Here is a 15,092-nt window from a genome sequence, read left to right on the forward strand (position 1 = left end):
ATGGCAACTGTAGACGTGATTCAAGAAGGGGTAAGCCCTCTTCAACATCGCAATACAGCACTGCGCCGTTTCATGAGCCATCGCTTGGCCATGTTTGGAGTGGTAACGATTGTTGTGTTGGTGACAGCTTGCGTTTTTGGGCCGTATTTTCTGACGCATAACGATACACAGGTCAATATTCTGGCTCGTTTCACACCGCCTTTAGATGGGGAGTATTGGTTTGGTACTGATCAACTAGGTAGAGATATGCTGGCTAGACTGTTGATGGCAGGGCGTATTTCACTAGCAGTGGGTTTTGGCGCCATGCTGATTAGTATGTGTATTGGTGTTGTGATTGGTGTGGTAGCCGGCTATTTTGGTGGCAGCATCGGCACGCTGTTAATGCGTTTTGTAGATGCGGTTTTGTGCTTTCCCACTATTTTTTTGCTGCTGGCATTGGCTGCATTTATTAAACCTGATGTGAGCTCCATTATTTTTCTGCTGGCCGCCACAGGGTGGATGGAGGTTGCACGTATTGTGGAAGCTCAGATGCGCTCATTGAAGCAGCGTGATTTTGCAGTGGCATCGCTTGCATTGGGCGCTAGCAGTTGGCGCATTATGTTTAGAGAGTTATTGCCTAATGCGGTAGCCCCCATTGTGGTAGCGGCCACATTAAGTGTGGCGTATGCCATTCTAATGGAGTCTTACATTAGCTTTCTAGGCTATGGCATTCAGCCACCAGTTCCTAGTTGGGGAAATATGTTGGGGGGTGCGCAATCATATTTGCGCAATGCGCCGTGGTTGGCAATTTTGCCTGGTTTGATGATTACCTTGTCTGTTACTAGCATCAACTTTATTGGTGATGGTTTGCGTGATGCGTTGGATCCTAAAGCGGAGGTGCAGTAATGCAGAATGAATCCAAACAGGCTACACCAGTATTGCAGGTAAAAGACTTGAACGTGTGTTTTAAAACGGTCAACGGCTTGGTGACAGCAGTAAACCAAGTGTCTTTCGATGTGGCGCAAGGAGAAACCGTAGCGTTGGTGGGTGAGTCGGGCTCAGGTAAAAGTGTCACTAGTTTAGGTGTGATGCGTTTAACGCCACCCGCTCCTCGAGCGCAGCTATCGGGCGAAGTTTGGTTCCACGGCAGAGAAGACACCCAGCCAGTAAATTTGTTGTCCTTGTCTGAAAAAGAAATGCGTAGCCGTAGGGGTAAAGATATTGCCATGGTGTTTCAAGAACCCATGACATCGTTTAACCCGCTACACACTATAGGCAAACAGATTGCAGAAGGGGTACGTATACACCATGGGATCAGTAAAGCGGCTGCCTTAGATAGGGCGGCAGAGTTACTGGATATGGTGGGTATTTCTGCGCCGCGAGAGCGTTTGAAAAACTATCCACACGAGATGTCTGGAGGGATGCGTCAGCGTGCCATGATTGCCATGGCATTAGCCAATGATCCCTGTCTATTGATTGCCGATGAACCTACTACGGCATTGGACGTCACTATCCAAGCGCAAATTACAGAGTTGCTGCAAGAGCTTCAACAAAAAACCAAGATGGCACTACTGTTCATTACCCATAACTTAGGGGTAGTGGCAGAAATTGCTGACAGGGTCATGGTGATGTATTGCGGGCAGATTGTGGAGCAAGCTAATGTCGAGGCTTTGTTCGCACAACCTGGTATGCCCTATACACAGGGGCTACTAAAGTCAGTACCTAAATTGAGTTTGGGGGAGGGGCATCAAAGTGATCTGCCTGCTATCCCGGGTTCTGTACCTAGTCCTTTGGCATTACCTTCAGGTTGTCATTTCGGACCACGTTGTGCGCACTTTGATGCGGATGTTTGTCAGCAAGAAAATCCTGTGTTGGCTGAAGTCAGCGCTCAGCATTGGGTACGTTGTAGTCGATGGAAAAACGTAGCGGAGAGCCTGCAACATGCATGAAGAAACTGTATTGGATGTGCAAGGGCTGAGTAAGCGTTATGCCATCAAAAAAGACTTTTTTGGACGAGTGCAGCAAGAGCTTCGTGCTGTGGATAACATTAGTTTTAGTTTGCAGCGCCAAGAAATTCTAGGATTGGTCGGGGAGTCTGGCTCAGGTAAGACAACAGTAGGTCGCAGTGTGCTGCGCTTGGTCGAACCTTCGGCAGGAAAGATACTCTTCAAAGGGCAGGACATTACCCAGCTTGATAGAGGCAGTTTGAGAGCTATACGTAGAAAAATGCAGTTGGTGTTTCAAGATCCCTATGCTTCGCTGAATCCTCGCCACACCATTGAGGCCATTCTTAGTGCGCCGCTGGAAATTCATAAATTAGCGCAGACACGCGAAGAGCGTCGTAGCCGTATAGAGGAGATGCTAAAGATGGTAGGCTTGCGGGCCGATCAGATGCAGCGTTATGCCCATGAGTTTTCAGGTGGACAACGGCAGCGGGTAGGTATTGCACGAGCACTGATGTGTGAACCTGAGCTTTTGGTAGCAGATGAGCCAGTGTCGGCACTGGATGTTTCTATTCAAGCGCAGATAGTAAACCTGTTGCTGGAACTAAAAAGCAAATTGGGTATTTCCATTTTGTTTATTGCCCATGACTTATCTGTAGTTGGACATATTTCCGATAGGGTGGCGGTGATGTACCTAGGTAGGATGGTAGAAATCGCACCTACTGCTAGCTTGTTTACGAGCCCGCAACACCCGTATACCGAAGCGCTGCTTTCTGCTGTGCCCGTGCCAGATCCTGCTAAAACCAAGCGTGATCGTATTGTGTTGCAGGGTGATATTCCTAGCCCTATTAATCCTCCTTCTGGTTGCGTATTTCGTAATCGTTGTCGCTATGCAATCGCAGGTTGTGCCGAAACGCGACCAGAACTTAAAGAGGTGCAGCCGGGGCACTGGAAAGCCTGTATACGTGATGATCTTAATTTGCGTGCTGTTGAGCTTTAACTCCATATAAAGGTATAGATATGCCATCAGATTTGCTGAAAATAGATGTGGATCAGGACATACCTGCTAGCACCGAGGTGGTGGTAGTTGGGGGTGGGATTATCGGTGTGGCCACAGCGTATGAGTTGGCACGCAAGGGTGTTCAAGTGGTATTGCTGGAAAAGGGGCGTATTGCTGATGAGCAGTCCAGCCGAAACTGGGGATGGTGTCGTAAGCAGAATCGTGATGAACGTGAAATCCCACTGATCAAATACAGTTTGCAACGATGGGCCGAGATTTCTGAAGAAATTGGGCGGGATATTAGTTTTAGGGCATCTGGTATTACCTATGTATCGGATAAGCAGGCTGATGTAGATCAGTGGGAAGCTTGGAATCAGATGGCTAAAGCCTATGATATGGATTGCAGAATGCTTAGTGCGCGTGAAGCACAAAGTATGGCAAAAGGCACTACTAAGCAATGGTTAGGCGGTGCAAATAGTCCTACAGATGGTAGGGCGGAGCCGGGTTGTGCTGTACCATTTTTAGCACAAGCGGCGCGACGTGCTGGCGTGATCATAGTGCAGCATTGTGCGGTGCGCGGGGTAGAGTTGAGTGCAGGCCGTGTCAGTGGTGTTTATACTGAAAAAGGTCACATTACTTGCCATACGGTAGTGTGCGCAGGTGGGGCTTGGTCTTCTTTGTTTTTGCGTAGGTTGGGCATTAGCCTGCCGCAAGCTAGCGTGTACAGCACGGCTTTACGTACAGGACCTGCACCAGAGATTTTTACCGGTGGGTTATCGGTGCCGGGGGTAGCCATGCGTAGGCGTATAGATGGTGGTTATACCTTAGGCCTAGGAGGGCGTGGACGTTTGGATATCACGCCTCAGGGAATGCGCTATGCGCCCAAATTTATACCCATGATGAAAGAACGCCATGGTGGATTAAAAATACGTATAGGTAAAAGTTTCTTTGAGGGGCCAGAAGCGTGGTATTGCAAGTGGTCTTACGATGAAGTTTCACCCTTTGAGCGTTTTAGGATTCTGCCTCTGCGGGCCGAAGGCTCATTAGTAGCCGAGGCAGAGAAAGTGATGGTGAGTACTTTCCCTGAGCTTAAGGGGGTAAAAATTGAAGAGGCTTGGTCAGGTTTGATTGATAGTACGCCTGATGGTGTGCCTGTTATTTCTGCAGTGGACGATATTCCGGGTTTGATTATTTCTTCGGGCTACAGTGGGCACGGTTTTGGTATAGGTTTGGGGGCTGGGCGGCTCACGGCAGATTTAGTGTGTGATGACACGACCGTGGTAGATGCGACGCCGTTTCGCCATGCTAGATTGGTAGATGGCAGTGCGATTCAGCGTCCAGGTATGATGTAACGTTAATAACCTAGTTCGGGACTATAGATGTTTTGCATCGTTTGTCCCGACTCATGTGCCGTAATTTGGGCTGATAAGTAGGTCACCCGGGCTGTACGTGGGGCGTTAGCGGCCACGTGTGGACTGATGATTACTTGTGGGTGGGTCCATAGCCAGCTTTGAGTATCCAGAGGTTCTTCCGCAAACACATCTAAATAGGCATAACCCAAGTGCTGTGCATCCAAGGCATTTTTTAGGGCTGCAATATCCAGATGTGTGCCCCTGCCTACGTTAATAACGGTTGCGCCTTTAGGAAGTTGGGCTAGAGTTTGAGCATTCAGAATATGCTGCGTTTCGGGTGTTTGGGGTAGCAAGCACACGATTATTTGGCTGCGTTGTAGAAACGTGGATAATTGCTCGTCGCCTGCGTAGCTGTCCATAAATGGAATGTGTTTGGCAGAGCGTGACCAACCTATGACTTTAAAGCCAGCATTGTGCACGTATTGAGCAGTGTGTAGCCCAAGATTTCCTAACCCCATAATGCCTACAGTAATATCGCTGGCAATCGCCGGCGTTTCGTAGGTATGCCAGGTTTTTTGTTGTTGCTGATGTGTGGCTTGAGCAAAACCACGCGTGGCCATCAAACAGCACATCAATACATGCTCGGCCATATGTTGTGCGGATTCGGGCGTATACATGCGTACCAGAGGGATATGCTTAGGGTAGTCTGGGTCACGTGCTGTGATATGGTCTACCCCAGCGCCACTGCTGAAAATAACCTCTAGGTTAGGGAACTGCCCTAAAAAACCAGGATCGGGTTCCCACACTAATACATAACGTACGCTCTCTGGGTCTACGCTGGTATCTTCCCACCAGCGTACTGTTAGCTCAGGCAAATGCACAGAAAAGAGTGATTGCCATTGCTGAATAGAAGAAGGGTCTCCGGATTTTATAAGTATGGTCATGCTTGTCTCACAGTACTACTACGTACATAGCGTAGAAGAATAATAAGTATCAATACTTCTGCTGCACGTCATACACATTACGCAGTGCTTGCCCAGCTTCAAAATTACGTATTTGCTCGCTGACATACTGAATGCTGGCCTCCAGTGTTGCATTGGCGGCTACGTGTGGGGTAGTGATGACGCTAGGGTGCTGCCATAGCCACGAATCGGCAGGCAGGGGTTCTTGTTCAAACACGTCTAAGAACGCATAGCTCAAATGTTGGGAATCTAGCACAGTACGTAAGTCATCGGTTTTTACGTGTGCGCCACGGCCTACGTTAATCAGGCTAGCGCCAGCAGGTAGTTGGCGTAGTGTGTGCTGATTCAGAATATGGTGTGTGGCATCTGTGCGGGGCAGTAAACATACCAAGATGTGGCTGCGTGATAGAAAGTCAGCGAGCTCTTCTTGGCCGGCATAGCACTCCATAAAGTCATGCTCATGGCGTGAGCGTGACCAGCCAATAACTTTAAAACCGCTGCGATGCAGTTGTTGAGCAGTGTGCAAACCAAAGTTACCTAGCCCCATAATCCCCACTGTAGTGTTAGCGATGCTGCGCGGGATTTCATAGTCTTGCCATTGGCTTTGCTGCTGTGCACGCATGGCGATGGGGTAGCTTCGTACACTCATCATGCTGCACATCAACACGTGTTCTGCCATTTGTTGGGTGGCTTCTTGCGTGTGCATACGTACCAGCGGTACGTGCCATGGGTAGTGTGGGTCGCGGGTGATATGTTCTACACCTGCGCCAGTGCTAAACACTGCTTTTAGATTAGGTAGCGATGCTAAGAAACCAGGTTCAGGTCGGCACACCATAGCGTACTGAATGCTTTCTACATCCAGATTAGGGTCGTTCCATAACGTTATAGGTAGGTTAGGAAGGTGCTGCGCAAATTGCTGGCTGTAATCGTCTAGGGTTTGGGTGCTGTATTCGGGTTTGGCTACTAGGGTCATAACTTACACAATAAAAACTTAGTTCCAGCGGCCACCAGAGCCACCAAGGCTGTGTCTACCAGCGCCTTGTAGGGCTATGCATAGGCTGCCAATCAAGAACAGGGCTTGAAGTTCAATACGCCAGCCACCGCTGCTGTTTAGGCTTAGAAATTGATGGCTGTGCGCTAACCATAAAGCAAAAAGCATACTTACGGTAGCTAGCCAACCTGCTAAGCGGGTGTATAGGCCAGTAATCATGAGTAGCGGGGCGATGATCTCGCCTACAAAAACTCCCCATGCTAAATAGTGGGGCAGTCCTTTGTTAACTAGCAGTTGCTCAATGCCGCTTACGCCATAAGAGAGCTTATGCAGGCCATGCAGCAAGAGTAAGATGCCCACACCTAAACGTAGCAGTAGTTTGGCCAGATCATCGGATGAAGAAGAGGACATAATAAGCCTTTGAGTTGCGGAGATGCTGACCGCTATAGGCCAGCTTTTACTAGGGGACTAGCGCTATTATAGAGAGTTCATACACAGGGGTTACCGTAGAGTAGGTAATTCTCTGTAAACAAGTTGACGAGGAGAAAAGCATGATGGAAACACAGGAGGTGTTACGTAATCTGGCTCCGTCGGGCGTACTGCGTGTGGCCATGAATTACGGAAATCCCGTGTTGGTGCAGCGTGGCGAAAGTGATAGCCAGCCGCGTGGTGTGGCAGCAGACTTGGCCAGAGCAGTGGCAGAACGTTTGGGTGTGACCCCTCAGTTTGTCAGTTATGACGCGGCAGGCAAAGTGGTGGCTGGGCGTGAAAAAGATGAGTGGGATTTGGCGTTTTTGGCCATAGATCCATTGCGTGCCCAAAGCATTCAGTTCACTGAAGCCTACGTACAAATAGAGGGTACCTATATGGTGGCAAACGATTCGCCATTTACTCGCGTAGATCAATTGGATCAAGCGAGTGTGCGTATCGCTGTAGGGCAGGGAGCGGCTTACGATTTGTTTTTGTCCCGCCATTTGCTGCATGCCAGTTTAGTGCGCGCTCCTACTTCGGCGGCTGCGATGGATTTATTCGCTGAACAGCAATTAGACGCCGCGGCGGGTGTGCGTCAGCCTTTGTTGGCCTATGTGGCCGAGCATCCTGAGTATCGTGTATTAGAAGGGCATTTCACAGCTATTCAGCAGGCAATGGCTGTCCCTAAGGAGCGTCAACTGGCCTATGATTGGTTAGTAAGCTTTTTGCAAGATATGAAACACAGCAACTTCATACGGGCGGCTCTGGAAGCGAGCGGCCAATCAGCGGAGATAGCAGCACCATGACAACACAAACAATGAATGCTCTACAGTCACAATGGCAACAGGGTAAAGGCCCTATTCGTCACCAACCAGAGACCGTAGTGCGCGTGCAGGCATTGCTAGAGCGCTTGCATGCCGAGGGAAAATTGCCAACGGTAGAAGCTGGCTATAAATTGCTGTTGGCGGCTGATAAAGTCAGTTGCATGGCCATGAGTATCGTGGCCCACATGACCTATGCTCAGCGCATCAATTTGTCGGGAGCACCATTACAAGCCGAAGACTTTAAACCTGTTCCTGAAGGGCATACTGGTGGTGCTCTGAATATGGTGCCAGCCTTTGTGGCCTATCTGGTAGCGAATGCGCTCACAGGGGATACCCGTTCGTGGTTGATGGGGCAGGGGCACTGTGTGGCAGCAATCGAGGCTATTAATGCGCTAACTGGTGATGTGTCCTCATATCAGAAAGGTCGTTATGACCGCAGTGAAACAGGGTTGGCCCAGTTAATGAAAGATTTCTACAGCTACGCGATGGATGCAGAGGGTCACGCTGCTGTACCGCTGGGTAGCCATGCCGGTCCAGCAACAGCGGGTGCCATTATGGAAGGTGGTTACTTGGGCTTTGCGGGTCTGCAGTATGTACACATGCCTGTGCCAGGTGAAAGCGTAGTAGCGTTCTTGAGTGATGGAGCTTTTGAAGAGCAGCGCGGTGCGGATTGGGCGCCGCGGTGGTGGCGTGCCGAAGATAGCGGTATGGCTATCCCTGTAATGGTACTGAATGGCCGTCGCATTGAAGAGCGTACGCAAATCGCCCAAGAGGGTGGTGCGCCGTGGTTGGCTGAAGATCTACGCCACAATGGTTTTGATCCTATGATCGTAGACGGTAGAGACCCGGCTGCGATTGCATGGGGGATTCTAGAGGCTGAACATAGACTCACTAACTTTATTGCACAGCCCCAACATCAGTACCCAGCACCGTTGCCATACATCATTGCAGAAACCGAAAAAGGTTTTGGTTTTGCGGGTGCGGGCACGAATGCTGCCCATAACCTGCCGCTGGGGGGGAATCCTTCTAAAGATCAACACGCACGTGATGCGTTTAATAACAGCGTCAGTGCGCTATTTATTCCAGCAGGTGAGTTGGATGAAGCTTTAGCGTGTTTGGATAACCATCAGCAGCAAAACAGGGTAAAAGAAAGCCAGCATGCGCTGGTGGATCGTCAACCAGAAAACATTACATTGCCGGCGTGGAAAGGCGAGACTGTCGGAAAAGTGGCATCGCCTATGCAGGCCTTGGACGATTGGTTCCTGAGCGTATTAGATGCTAACCCAGACGTACGCGTACGTATTGGTAATCCAGATGAGCTAGCCAGTAACAAGATGGGCGGCACCTTGCAGCGTTTGCGTCACCGTGTGAACGAACCAGAAGCGGGCGTACCTGAAAGCGTGTTGGGTTCGGTGATCACTGCACTAAACGAAGAGGCTGTTGCAGCCGCTGCCTTGGCGAACAAAATAGGTCTGAATTTGATTGTGACCTATGAAGCCTTTGCGGTGAAAATGCTGGGTATCTTGCGTCAGGAAATTATTTTCTCCCGTCGTCAACGTGAAATGGGGCAAAGCCCTGCGTGGTTGTCGGTGCCACTGATCGTGACATCGCATACATGGGAAAACTCCAAAAACGAGCAGTCTCACCAAGACCCAACGATTGGTGAAGCCTTATTGGGCGAGATGTCCGATACGTCTCGCGTGCTGTTCCCGGTAGACGGTAATACAGCAATTGCGGCGATGAGTAATGTGTATCAACACCGCGCTCAAGTGGCGACCTTGATTATCTCTAAGCGTGATACGCCTAACCGTTTTGACGCTGATACCGCAAAGAAATTGGTGGAAGCAGGGGCATGGCATTTGGTAGGTGCGCCAGAATCTGCTGAGGTGCAGTTGGTGGCCATGGGTGCGTATCAGCTAGAGGAAGCCTTAAAAGCACATGCTTGGCTAGAAAAACGGGGTCGCAGCAGTTGTGTGACCGTGATTATGGAGCCGGGTCGTTTGCGTGTGCCTCGCGACAAGCTAGAAGCACAAAGCGTGTTGGATGATGCCTCCTTGCAGCAGCTGTTCCCTCTGGGTATGAAGCGTGTCTTGCTAACTCATACAAGGCCTGAGCCTATGTTGGGGGTGTTACGTAGGTTAGATAGCGGTGTGGCTAGTACACGTGCGTTGGGTTACATCAATCGCGGCGGTACCTTAGATGTGTTCGGTATGTTGTTTGCTAACAGTTGTACATGGGCGCATGCGGTAGATGCTGCTGCTGAGCTATGTGGTTGGGAGAGAGCACAGGTACTAGAGCCACAGCATCTGCTTGCGTTGGATGGCAAAGGGAAGCCCTCTGATCTAGATCATCCAGAGGTGTAAAAAACTTGACCCTGACACAGTAGGAAGCTTTAGCCTGTCAGGGTCAAATTTTCAGGAGTGATCATGACTCGTTTAGCTTCCTGTGTGCTGGCTTTAGCCGCACTGGTTCCTGTGGGTTCTGCAGTCGCTGCACCGGCAACGTTGCAAGCCGTGTTGCACAAAGATCCATGGTGCGGCTGTTGTAATGCCTATGCTGATTATTTGGAACAGCACGGTATGACTGTCACGCGCGTGGATCATGCGGACATGATGCCCGTCAAACAGCAGTTAGGCACAGATCAAGCACCTAGTTGTCACACGGTAGAGTTAGATGGTTACGTGATAGAAGGTCACGTACCTGTGGCTGCAATTCAGAAGCTCTTGGCTGAACGTCCTAAGGCGGTAGGTATTTCGGTGCCAGGTATGCCGCAAAACTCACCCGGTATGGGGCCAGAGATTCCAGGAACGTTGCCCGTGTATTTGCTGGATGAGTCCGGTAAGGTGGTTGCTGAGTACGGCCGCTTCTAATGCGGTACCTGTGAGCCTTGCTTCGCCGTAAAAAACAAAGCCTCTGGAATCCAGAGGCTTTGTTTTTGGCCGTGCGTTTCAGCCATGAAAAAAGGGATTACATCGTGTGATGTAATCCCTTTTTAGTATTGGTCGGGGCGATAGGATTCGAACCTACGACCCTCTGGTCCCAAACCAGATGCGCTACCAGGCTGCGCTACGCCCCGAAGAATTAAATATTAACACGGCCATTTTTAAAAAGAAAGCTTTTTATGGAACTAAAGCTAAACCGATGCGTAATTGGGGTTCGCTTTTGTGTCTGTAGCCCAATAAAGTCTCGCCGTAACCGCGATAATACTGCAGGTACAAATAGCCGTTCATCCCGCTATACAGTCGTTTCAAGGGCCATGAGGCATCCAGCTGCATAGAATTTCGCCCGTGATGACCTTGTCTGTACGTGCCTGCTAATTTCAGGCCATTATCTTGTGCCCAGCTCACTTTCCAGTCCACTCTACCCAAATAATTGGGGTAGTCACCGTTTTCGCTCATCGCAAAATAGGCTTTTACACGTGGACTGAACTTCAATGTGCTGCCGCCATCGAAGCGGTAGGCAAATTCTGGCTGTATGTAGAAATCATTCAATGAACGCGAGTCATCACCATCTTTTCCGTTAGAGGCGTGTTCTACCCCTGAGTTCAAGCCAACGAAGAAGCGATTGTTTGCGCTGTCCCACATGCGTTCTTTGTACCAGAACACGCTAGGGTTGTAGGTGGTATCTACAAACGGCAGTGAGTCGGAGCTTAAGTCCCACAGAGAGGTTTGGGTATAGCCCGCATAGAAGTGATTCATGAAGCTATCTTGTGTTGGGTCGGTAGGATTGAACAGACGGTATTTAAAGCTCAGTTGGAAACGCGCATTGGTTTCTGGTCTAGTGCCCAACACAAAGTAAATAGGCTCATACAAAGAGATCGCATTGCGGAAGTTCTCAAACGCTGATGTACCCACAGGAGCATGCGCGGTTTGGGTGACCGAAGGGCCGTAGCCTTGCGTAGCGCCTGCAGCACGCACTGTGTGCTCATCTAGAACTGGGTCGCTGGTGTCACCGGGTGCGGCGGCACCGGCATTCACCACAGGAGTTTCAGCTAACGAAGCCAGTAACGGGTTAGGATCACCACGGCTAGTATCCAGCGCAAATAAATCCGGAGCACCTTCAACGCTAACAGCTTGAACGCCATTTACTGCCGTAGGAACGATAGCCGTCCAATTGAAAATAACAAAGTTGTTCACCGGCACATCAACGGGTTTGTCTTGTGTTTGCAAATACGCCAAGCTGCGTGTGACGGAGTCTTTGCCACGCCATTGCATGACTAAGTTTTTAGGTGGCGTCCAGCTAAGCGGTGCGCTGCCATCATTGAACAAAATGGCACGTACGGTGACGGTTTCACCTGGAGCAGCCTGATTTTCTAAAAGTGAGTAACTGATACCAGCCTGAGCGGTGGTTAAACCTAGCACTAACGTCAGTAGCGCAATACTGAGGTGGCGTAGAACTAAAACGAAGGAAGTCATTATAAAGACAGGGAAGATAAGGGTTACAGCGTAGAATGACTGCACCAGTATATAGCGTTTAGGTCCCTGATTTTGTTGGTTTCCTTACGCTCCAAGGTGACTATTTGTACACGCTAGGTGTGAATGTTGCATTCTAGTCAGAAGTACAGTGCAATAATGCTGTCTTGATTTACTCCTTTTTAGATGCTCTAGCGATGATACCCATACTGATGTATCACCAGATTGGTGAGCCCTCACCACGAGGCACATATTTGCGCGGTGCTACAGTGCATCCACGCCGCTTTGCGAACCAAATGCGGTTGTTGAAGATGCTGGGCTATACCGGCGTGAGCATGCGTGACGCTTTACCGTATCTGCGCGGAGAAAAACAAGGCAAAGTCGTTGCACTAACCTTCGATGATGGTTACGTGAACGTGCTGGAAAATGCGATGCCAGTGTTGTTAAAGCACGGCTTTACCGCAACGAATTACATGGTGTCTGGGTTGCGAGATAACGGCTGGGCTCAAGCCAAAGGGGCTTTACCTTCAGAACTGATGAACGCCGATCAAATGCGACAGTGGCATGCAGCAGGCCTTGAGGTGGGTTCACACACCATTGATCATGTTTACATGACTAAAGTGGGCAAACAAGAAGGCGTACGTCAGTTGCGGGAGTCTAAGTCGGTGCTGGAAAACATTACCCAAGCCGAAGTGCAGTCATTTTGCTATCCCTTTGGTGATGAGTCAGTGGAAGTGCGCGAGTGGGTGAAAGAGGCTGGTTATAGCAACGCTACGGCGACATTCCGCGGTTTAGCACATGCAGGAGATGATATGTTTGCTTTGCCAAGAGTCTCTATTTTGCGTTCCACACACCTTTTTAACTTCTGGCAAAAGTGCTGTACACCACGTGAAGAAAAGAAGCGTCAGCAGAATGCTCAGCGATGATACGCGTAGAGCTTTCTTTTGCGCCTAGCTTCACGCTATAATCTCGGATTCACCGGAGTTTATCTCCTGAAACGCGTCCATAGCTCAGCTGGATAGAGCACCCGCCTTCTAAGCGGGCGGCCGCAGGTTCGAATCCTGCTGGACGCGCCAGAATTACCTAAGTTAGTGCCTGCAAACCCGCTATTACCAGTGATAGCGGGTTTTTTGTTGCTCAGAAAAAAGCATAGTGCAGTATGTGGCTATGTTAAAGCGGGAAATGCGACGTCTACGGCGTTACTGCAGAAATTGAACAATCAACCATGACTACTGAACCTACTAAAGAATACTCCCTTGAATTTCGTCGCGAGATTGCTGATGAGGCGTATTTTCGTACTACGGATGGCTATGAGAATCTCGCTAAGCGACGTGGTATTCCGAATGAACTGGTGTGGCAGTGGGTAGAAGAGTTCCACCCTAAAGGGCTGCAGCCCAACGATGTTATACATTGTTGGGTTGGTACGTTTCCGGGTGATACATTCGCTTTTTATGATTACCTAGGTAATGACGACGGGAGTGATTCCGAGATGCTGGCGGATATGGGTGAGGAAGGTGAGTTCGACTACGATCTGTTTTATGCAGAGTATTTTGACGAACTACTGCCCGTGGCTGATGCGTTAGCGGATGCAACGTTCTCAACAAACACTGCTGAATCTGCAGCCTTAGCACGGGCAGTAGCGCTAGGGATTGAACAGGTGAATGCTGTTATTTGTTATGGCGATCCATTATTAGTGGTTCCTGAGGACACCATATTTCGTGGTCTGCATTATTTGGGTGTGTACCCCGATCGTCCACAGCGATAGCGGCAAGATATTGCACTAGGTTTGATCTCGACGGTAGGTCAATGACTGCATCGCAGGCGTGCTTTTGCTCTACCTAAACTCAAACAGTTCATAGTGAATGTTCTGCGCGGGGAGGCTGTATTTCTTCATCAGTTTTTGACGTGTGAAAGTAGGCCGAAACTAAGTTGTATGTGTCCAGTGTTGGTGGTTTGCGCAGCAGCGGCTAGTGTTTAGCTTTGTTGCTACTGTTAGACCTGTTTACGAAAAACGTGTAGATATAGCCCGTAAATGTGAAATACTGGGGTGATCAATACGTGGCGGTGAGCAGTCATCCGTATCTGCTGTTGAACAGATGTATTTGCAGAGGTGCAGCATACCTCATCATTCAATGATCTAATTGAATGTGTTAGAGTACATAAATAGTTAAACAAACATCGGTTTGCCGCAAACCAGTCTTATACAGAAGGTCATCCTGCTTATGTCTTCTACTACATTGCTATCTCGTTATTTTGATCGCCTTGGTTATCAAGGTGAGCGCCTTCCTACATTGGCGTTATTGCGCACGTTACACGAGCTGCATCCCCAAACGTTTACCTTTGAGAATCTTGCTCCGTACAACAACTTGCCGGTACCGCTAGATCTGGATGCTTTGGAAAACAAGCTGTTGATTCAGCGGCGTGGGGGCTATTGTTTTGAACACAATACACTCTTTAGAGAAGTATTAGAGCAACTGGGCTATGAGGTAGTGCCGTTGATTGCACGCGTGCGTTGGCAGGTTCCCGAACATGTGGAAACAGGGCGTACTCATATGTTTCTAGGGGTACGCATAGAAGGGCGCTTATGGCTAGTTGATGTTTCGTTTGGCTCTACCACGCAAACAGCGCCGTTAGCGTTCGTGGTCGATGTTCCTCAAGAAACACCGCACGGTTACTATAGAGTGACGGAAAATACCCCTGGGTACTACAGCGTAGAGTTCCAAATACCTAGAGGCTGGCGGACGGTATATCAGTTCAATTTAGAGCCGGCGCAACGGGTCGATTATGAGCTGGGGAATTGGTACACCAGCACGAATCCTAACTCTGTATTTAAACAAGAATTGATCATTAGCCGTACCCTGCCAGGCGCACGTGAGCTTTTGCATAACGCCACATTAACGAGACGTGGCAGCGCAGAGCATAAGGTGTATAGACAACATTTTACCGAGGTAGGAGAGTGGGCGGAGTGCTTGAAAGATAGATTTGGATTGGTGTTAACAGCAGACGAGGCCGAACAAACCTTTGCGCGAGTTCGTGCGGCACATAAAGGCATAGAACACTAAGTTTTTTATAAGTTTAGTTTTTCTAAATTTATACGCTAGAAATGATCGTTTTACTCAATGACATGCTCAATGGAGAATAGTCTACTTGGTAGCTAC

General features: G+C 49.3%; 14 protein-coding genes and 2 tRNA genes. 11 read left to right on the top strand and 5 right to left on the bottom strand.

What is annotated here, in order from left to right; translation table 11 throughout:
* Genes AC3QL0_RS03560 through AC3QL0_RS03575 form a run of 4 tightly spaced genes read left to right on the top strand, consistent with a single transcriptional unit; the run spans position 1 to position 4,274 of the window.
* The gene (locus AC3QL0_RS03560; protein ID WP_493010110.1) at positions 1–885 is read left to right on the top strand and encodes an ABC transporter permease; all 885 of its coding nucleotides are present in this window, start codon (positions 1–3) and stop codon (positions 883–885) included.
* The gene (locus AC3QL0_RS03565) at positions 885–1,928 is read left to right on the top strand and encodes an ABC transporter ATP-binding protein (protein ID WP_493010111.1); all 1,044 of its coding nucleotides are present in this window, start codon (positions 885–887) and stop codon (positions 1,926–1,928) included. Before AC3QL0_RS03560 ends, AC3QL0_RS03565 begins: the two co-directional genes overlap by 1 nt.
* Positions 1,921–2,922, top strand: a complete 1,002-nt coding sequence (locus AC3QL0_RS03570) for an ABC transporter ATP-binding protein (RefSeq protein ID WP_493010112.1) — start codon at positions 1,921–1,923, stop codon at positions 2,920–2,922. The genes AC3QL0_RS03565 and AC3QL0_RS03570 overlap by 8 nt, the downstream gene beginning before the upstream one ends.
* Positions 2,923–2,942: 20 nt before the next feature.
* Positions 2,943–4,274 (top strand): NAD(P)/FAD-dependent oxidoreductase, encoded by a 1,332-nt coding sequence (locus tag AC3QL0_RS03575; RefSeq protein WP_493010113.1) that lies wholly within the window; start codon positions 2,943–2,945, stop codon positions 4,272–4,274.
* A gap of 2 nt (positions 4,275–4,276) precedes the next feature.
* Here AC3QL0_RS03575 and AC3QL0_RS03580 read toward each other — a convergent pair whose 3' ends face one another.
* From AC3QL0_RS03580 to AC3QL0_RS03590, 3 genes are read right to left on the bottom strand one after another with little or no spacing between them, the layout of a single operon-like run.
* Positions 4,277–5,218: a 2-hydroxyacid dehydrogenase gene (locus tag AC3QL0_RS03580; RefSeq protein WP_493010114.1), complete on the bottom strand. Its 942-nt coding sequence runs from the start codon at positions 5,216–5,218 to the stop codon at positions 4,277–4,279.
* A 49-nt stretch (positions 5,219–5,267) separates the two neighbouring features.
* Positions 5,268–6,209, bottom strand: coding sequence for a 2-hydroxyacid dehydrogenase (locus tag AC3QL0_RS03585; RefSeq protein ID WP_493010115.1), 942 nt, complete (start codon positions 6,207–6,209; stop codon positions 5,268–5,270).
* A gap of 18 nt (positions 6,210–6,227) precedes the next feature.
* Positions 6,228–6,638: a DoxX family protein gene (locus AC3QL0_RS03590; RefSeq protein WP_493010116.1), complete on the bottom strand. Its 411-nt coding sequence runs from the start codon at positions 6,636–6,638 to the stop codon at positions 6,228–6,230.
* 140 nt (positions 6,639–6,778) lie between these two features.
* Between AC3QL0_RS03590 and AC3QL0_RS03595 the strand changes: the two genes are divergently transcribed.
* From AC3QL0_RS03595 to AC3QL0_RS03605, 3 genes are all read left to right on the top strand, one after another.
* On the top strand, positions 6,779–7,504 hold the full coding sequence (locus tag AC3QL0_RS03595; RefSeq protein ID WP_493010117.1) for an ABC transporter substrate-binding protein: 726 nt from the start codon (positions 6,779–6,781) through the stop codon (positions 7,502–7,504).
* Positions 7,501–9,885 (top strand): phosphoketolase family protein, encoded by a 2,385-nt coding sequence (locus AC3QL0_RS03600; RefSeq protein ID WP_493010118.1) that lies wholly within the window; start codon positions 7,501–7,503, stop codon positions 9,883–9,885. Before AC3QL0_RS03595 ends, AC3QL0_RS03600 begins: the two co-directional genes overlap by 4 nt.
* A 63-nt stretch (positions 9,886–9,948) precedes the next feature.
* A complete protein-coding gene (locus AC3QL0_RS03605; RefSeq protein ID WP_493010119.1) occupies positions 9,949–10,392 on the top strand; it encodes a DUF411 domain-containing protein in 444 nt (147 codons plus the stop codon).
* 129 nt (positions 10,393–10,521) lie between these two features.
* Here the strand turns inward: AC3QL0_RS03605 and AC3QL0_RS03610 are convergent.
* Positions 10,522–10,598 (bottom strand) — tRNA-Pro (locus AC3QL0_RS03610).
* 43 nt (positions 10,599–10,641) lie between these two features.
* Positions 10,642–11,937 carry a phospholipase A gene (locus AC3QL0_RS03615; protein WP_493010120.1) on the bottom strand — a complete coding sequence of 432 codons (1,296 nt, stop codon included), beginning with the start codon at positions 11,935–11,937 and terminating at the stop codon, positions 10,642–10,644.
* 209 nt (positions 11,938–12,146) lie between these two features.
* On the opposite strand from AC3QL0_RS03615, the gene AC3QL0_RS03620 reads away from it, so the two are divergent.
* From AC3QL0_RS03620 to AC3QL0_RS03635, 4 genes are all read left to right on the top strand, one after another.
* Positions 12,147–12,860 (top strand): polysaccharide deacetylase family protein, encoded by a 714-nt coding sequence (locus AC3QL0_RS03620; protein WP_493010121.1) that lies wholly within the window; start codon positions 12,147–12,149, stop codon positions 12,858–12,860.
* Positions 12,861–12,933: 73 nt separating this feature from the next.
* Positions 12,934–13,010: transfer RNA gene (locus AC3QL0_RS03625), tRNA-Arg, on the top strand.
* A 149-nt stretch (positions 13,011–13,159) separates the two neighbouring features.
* On the top strand, positions 13,160–13,699 hold the full coding sequence (locus AC3QL0_RS03630; protein WP_493010122.1) for a hypothetical protein: 540 nt from the start codon (positions 13,160–13,162) through the stop codon (positions 13,697–13,699).
* 457 nt (positions 13,700–14,156) lie between these two features.
* Positions 14,157–14,996 (top strand): arylamine N-acetyltransferase family protein, encoded by an 840-nt coding sequence (locus AC3QL0_RS03635; protein WP_493010123.1) that lies wholly within the window; start codon positions 14,157–14,159, stop codon positions 14,994–14,996.
* The last annotated feature ends 96 nt before the right edge of the window (positions 14,997–15,092 follow it).

The sequence above is a fragment of the Paenalcaligenes sp. GW821-LYS-B07-1 genome, from assembly GCF_058803365.1.

What these genes read in the sequence shown, in the direction of transcription:
- AC3QL0_RS03595 (WP_493010117.1), top strand. Translation starts at nt 6,779, where the DNA reads ATGATGGAAACACAGGAGGTGTTACGTAATCTGGCTCCGTCGGGCGTA.
- AC3QL0_RS03635 (WP_493010123.1), top strand. Translation starts at nt 14,157, where the DNA reads ATGTCTTCTACTACATTGCTATCTCGTTATTTTGATCGCCTTGGTTAT.
- AC3QL0_RS03630 (WP_493010122.1), top strand. Translation starts at nt 13,160, where the DNA reads ATGACTACTGAACCTACTAAAGAATACTCCCTTGAATTTCGTCGCGAG.
- AC3QL0_RS03580 (WP_493010114.1), bottom strand. Translation starts at nt 5,218, where the DNA reads ATGACCATACTTATAAAATCCGGAGACCCTTCTTCTATTCAGCAATGG.
- AC3QL0_RS03600 (WP_493010118.1), top strand. Translation starts at nt 7,501, where the DNA reads ATGACAACACAAACAATGAATGCTCTACAGTCACAATGGCAACAGGGT.
- AC3QL0_RS03620 (WP_493010121.1), top strand. Translation starts at nt 12,147, where the DNA reads ATGTATCACCAGATTGGTGAGCCCTCACCACGAGGCACATATTTGCGC.
- AC3QL0_RS03615 (WP_493010120.1), bottom strand. Translation starts at nt 11,937, where the DNA reads ATGACTTCCTTCGTTTTAGTTCTACGCCACCTCAGTATTGCGCTACTG.
- AC3QL0_RS03575 (WP_493010113.1), top strand. Translation starts at nt 2,943, where the DNA reads ATGCCATCAGATTTGCTGAAAATAGATGTGGATCAGGACATACCTGCT.
- AC3QL0_RS03585 (WP_493010115.1), bottom strand. Translation starts at nt 6,209, where the DNA reads ATGACCCTAGTAGCCAAACCCGAATACAGCACCCAAACCCTAGACGAT.
- AC3QL0_RS03590 (WP_493010116.1), bottom strand. Translation starts at nt 6,638, where the DNA reads ATGTCCTCTTCTTCATCCGATGATCTGGCCAAACTACTGCTACGTTTA.
- AC3QL0_RS03565 (WP_493010111.1), top strand. Translation starts at nt 885, where the DNA reads ATGCAGAATGAATCCAAACAGGCTACACCAGTATTGCAGGTAAAAGAC.
- AC3QL0_RS03570 (WP_493010112.1), top strand. Translation starts at nt 1,921, where the DNA reads ATGCATGAAGAAACTGTATTGGATGTGCAAGGGCTGAGTAAGCGTTAT.
- AC3QL0_RS03605 (WP_493010119.1), top strand. Translation starts at nt 9,949, where the DNA reads ATGACTCGTTTAGCTTCCTGTGTGCTGGCTTTAGCCGCACTGGTTCCT.
- AC3QL0_RS03560 (WP_493010110.1), top strand. Translation starts at nt 1, where the DNA reads ATGGCAACTGTAGACGTGATTCAAGAAGGGGTAAGCCCTCTTCAACAT.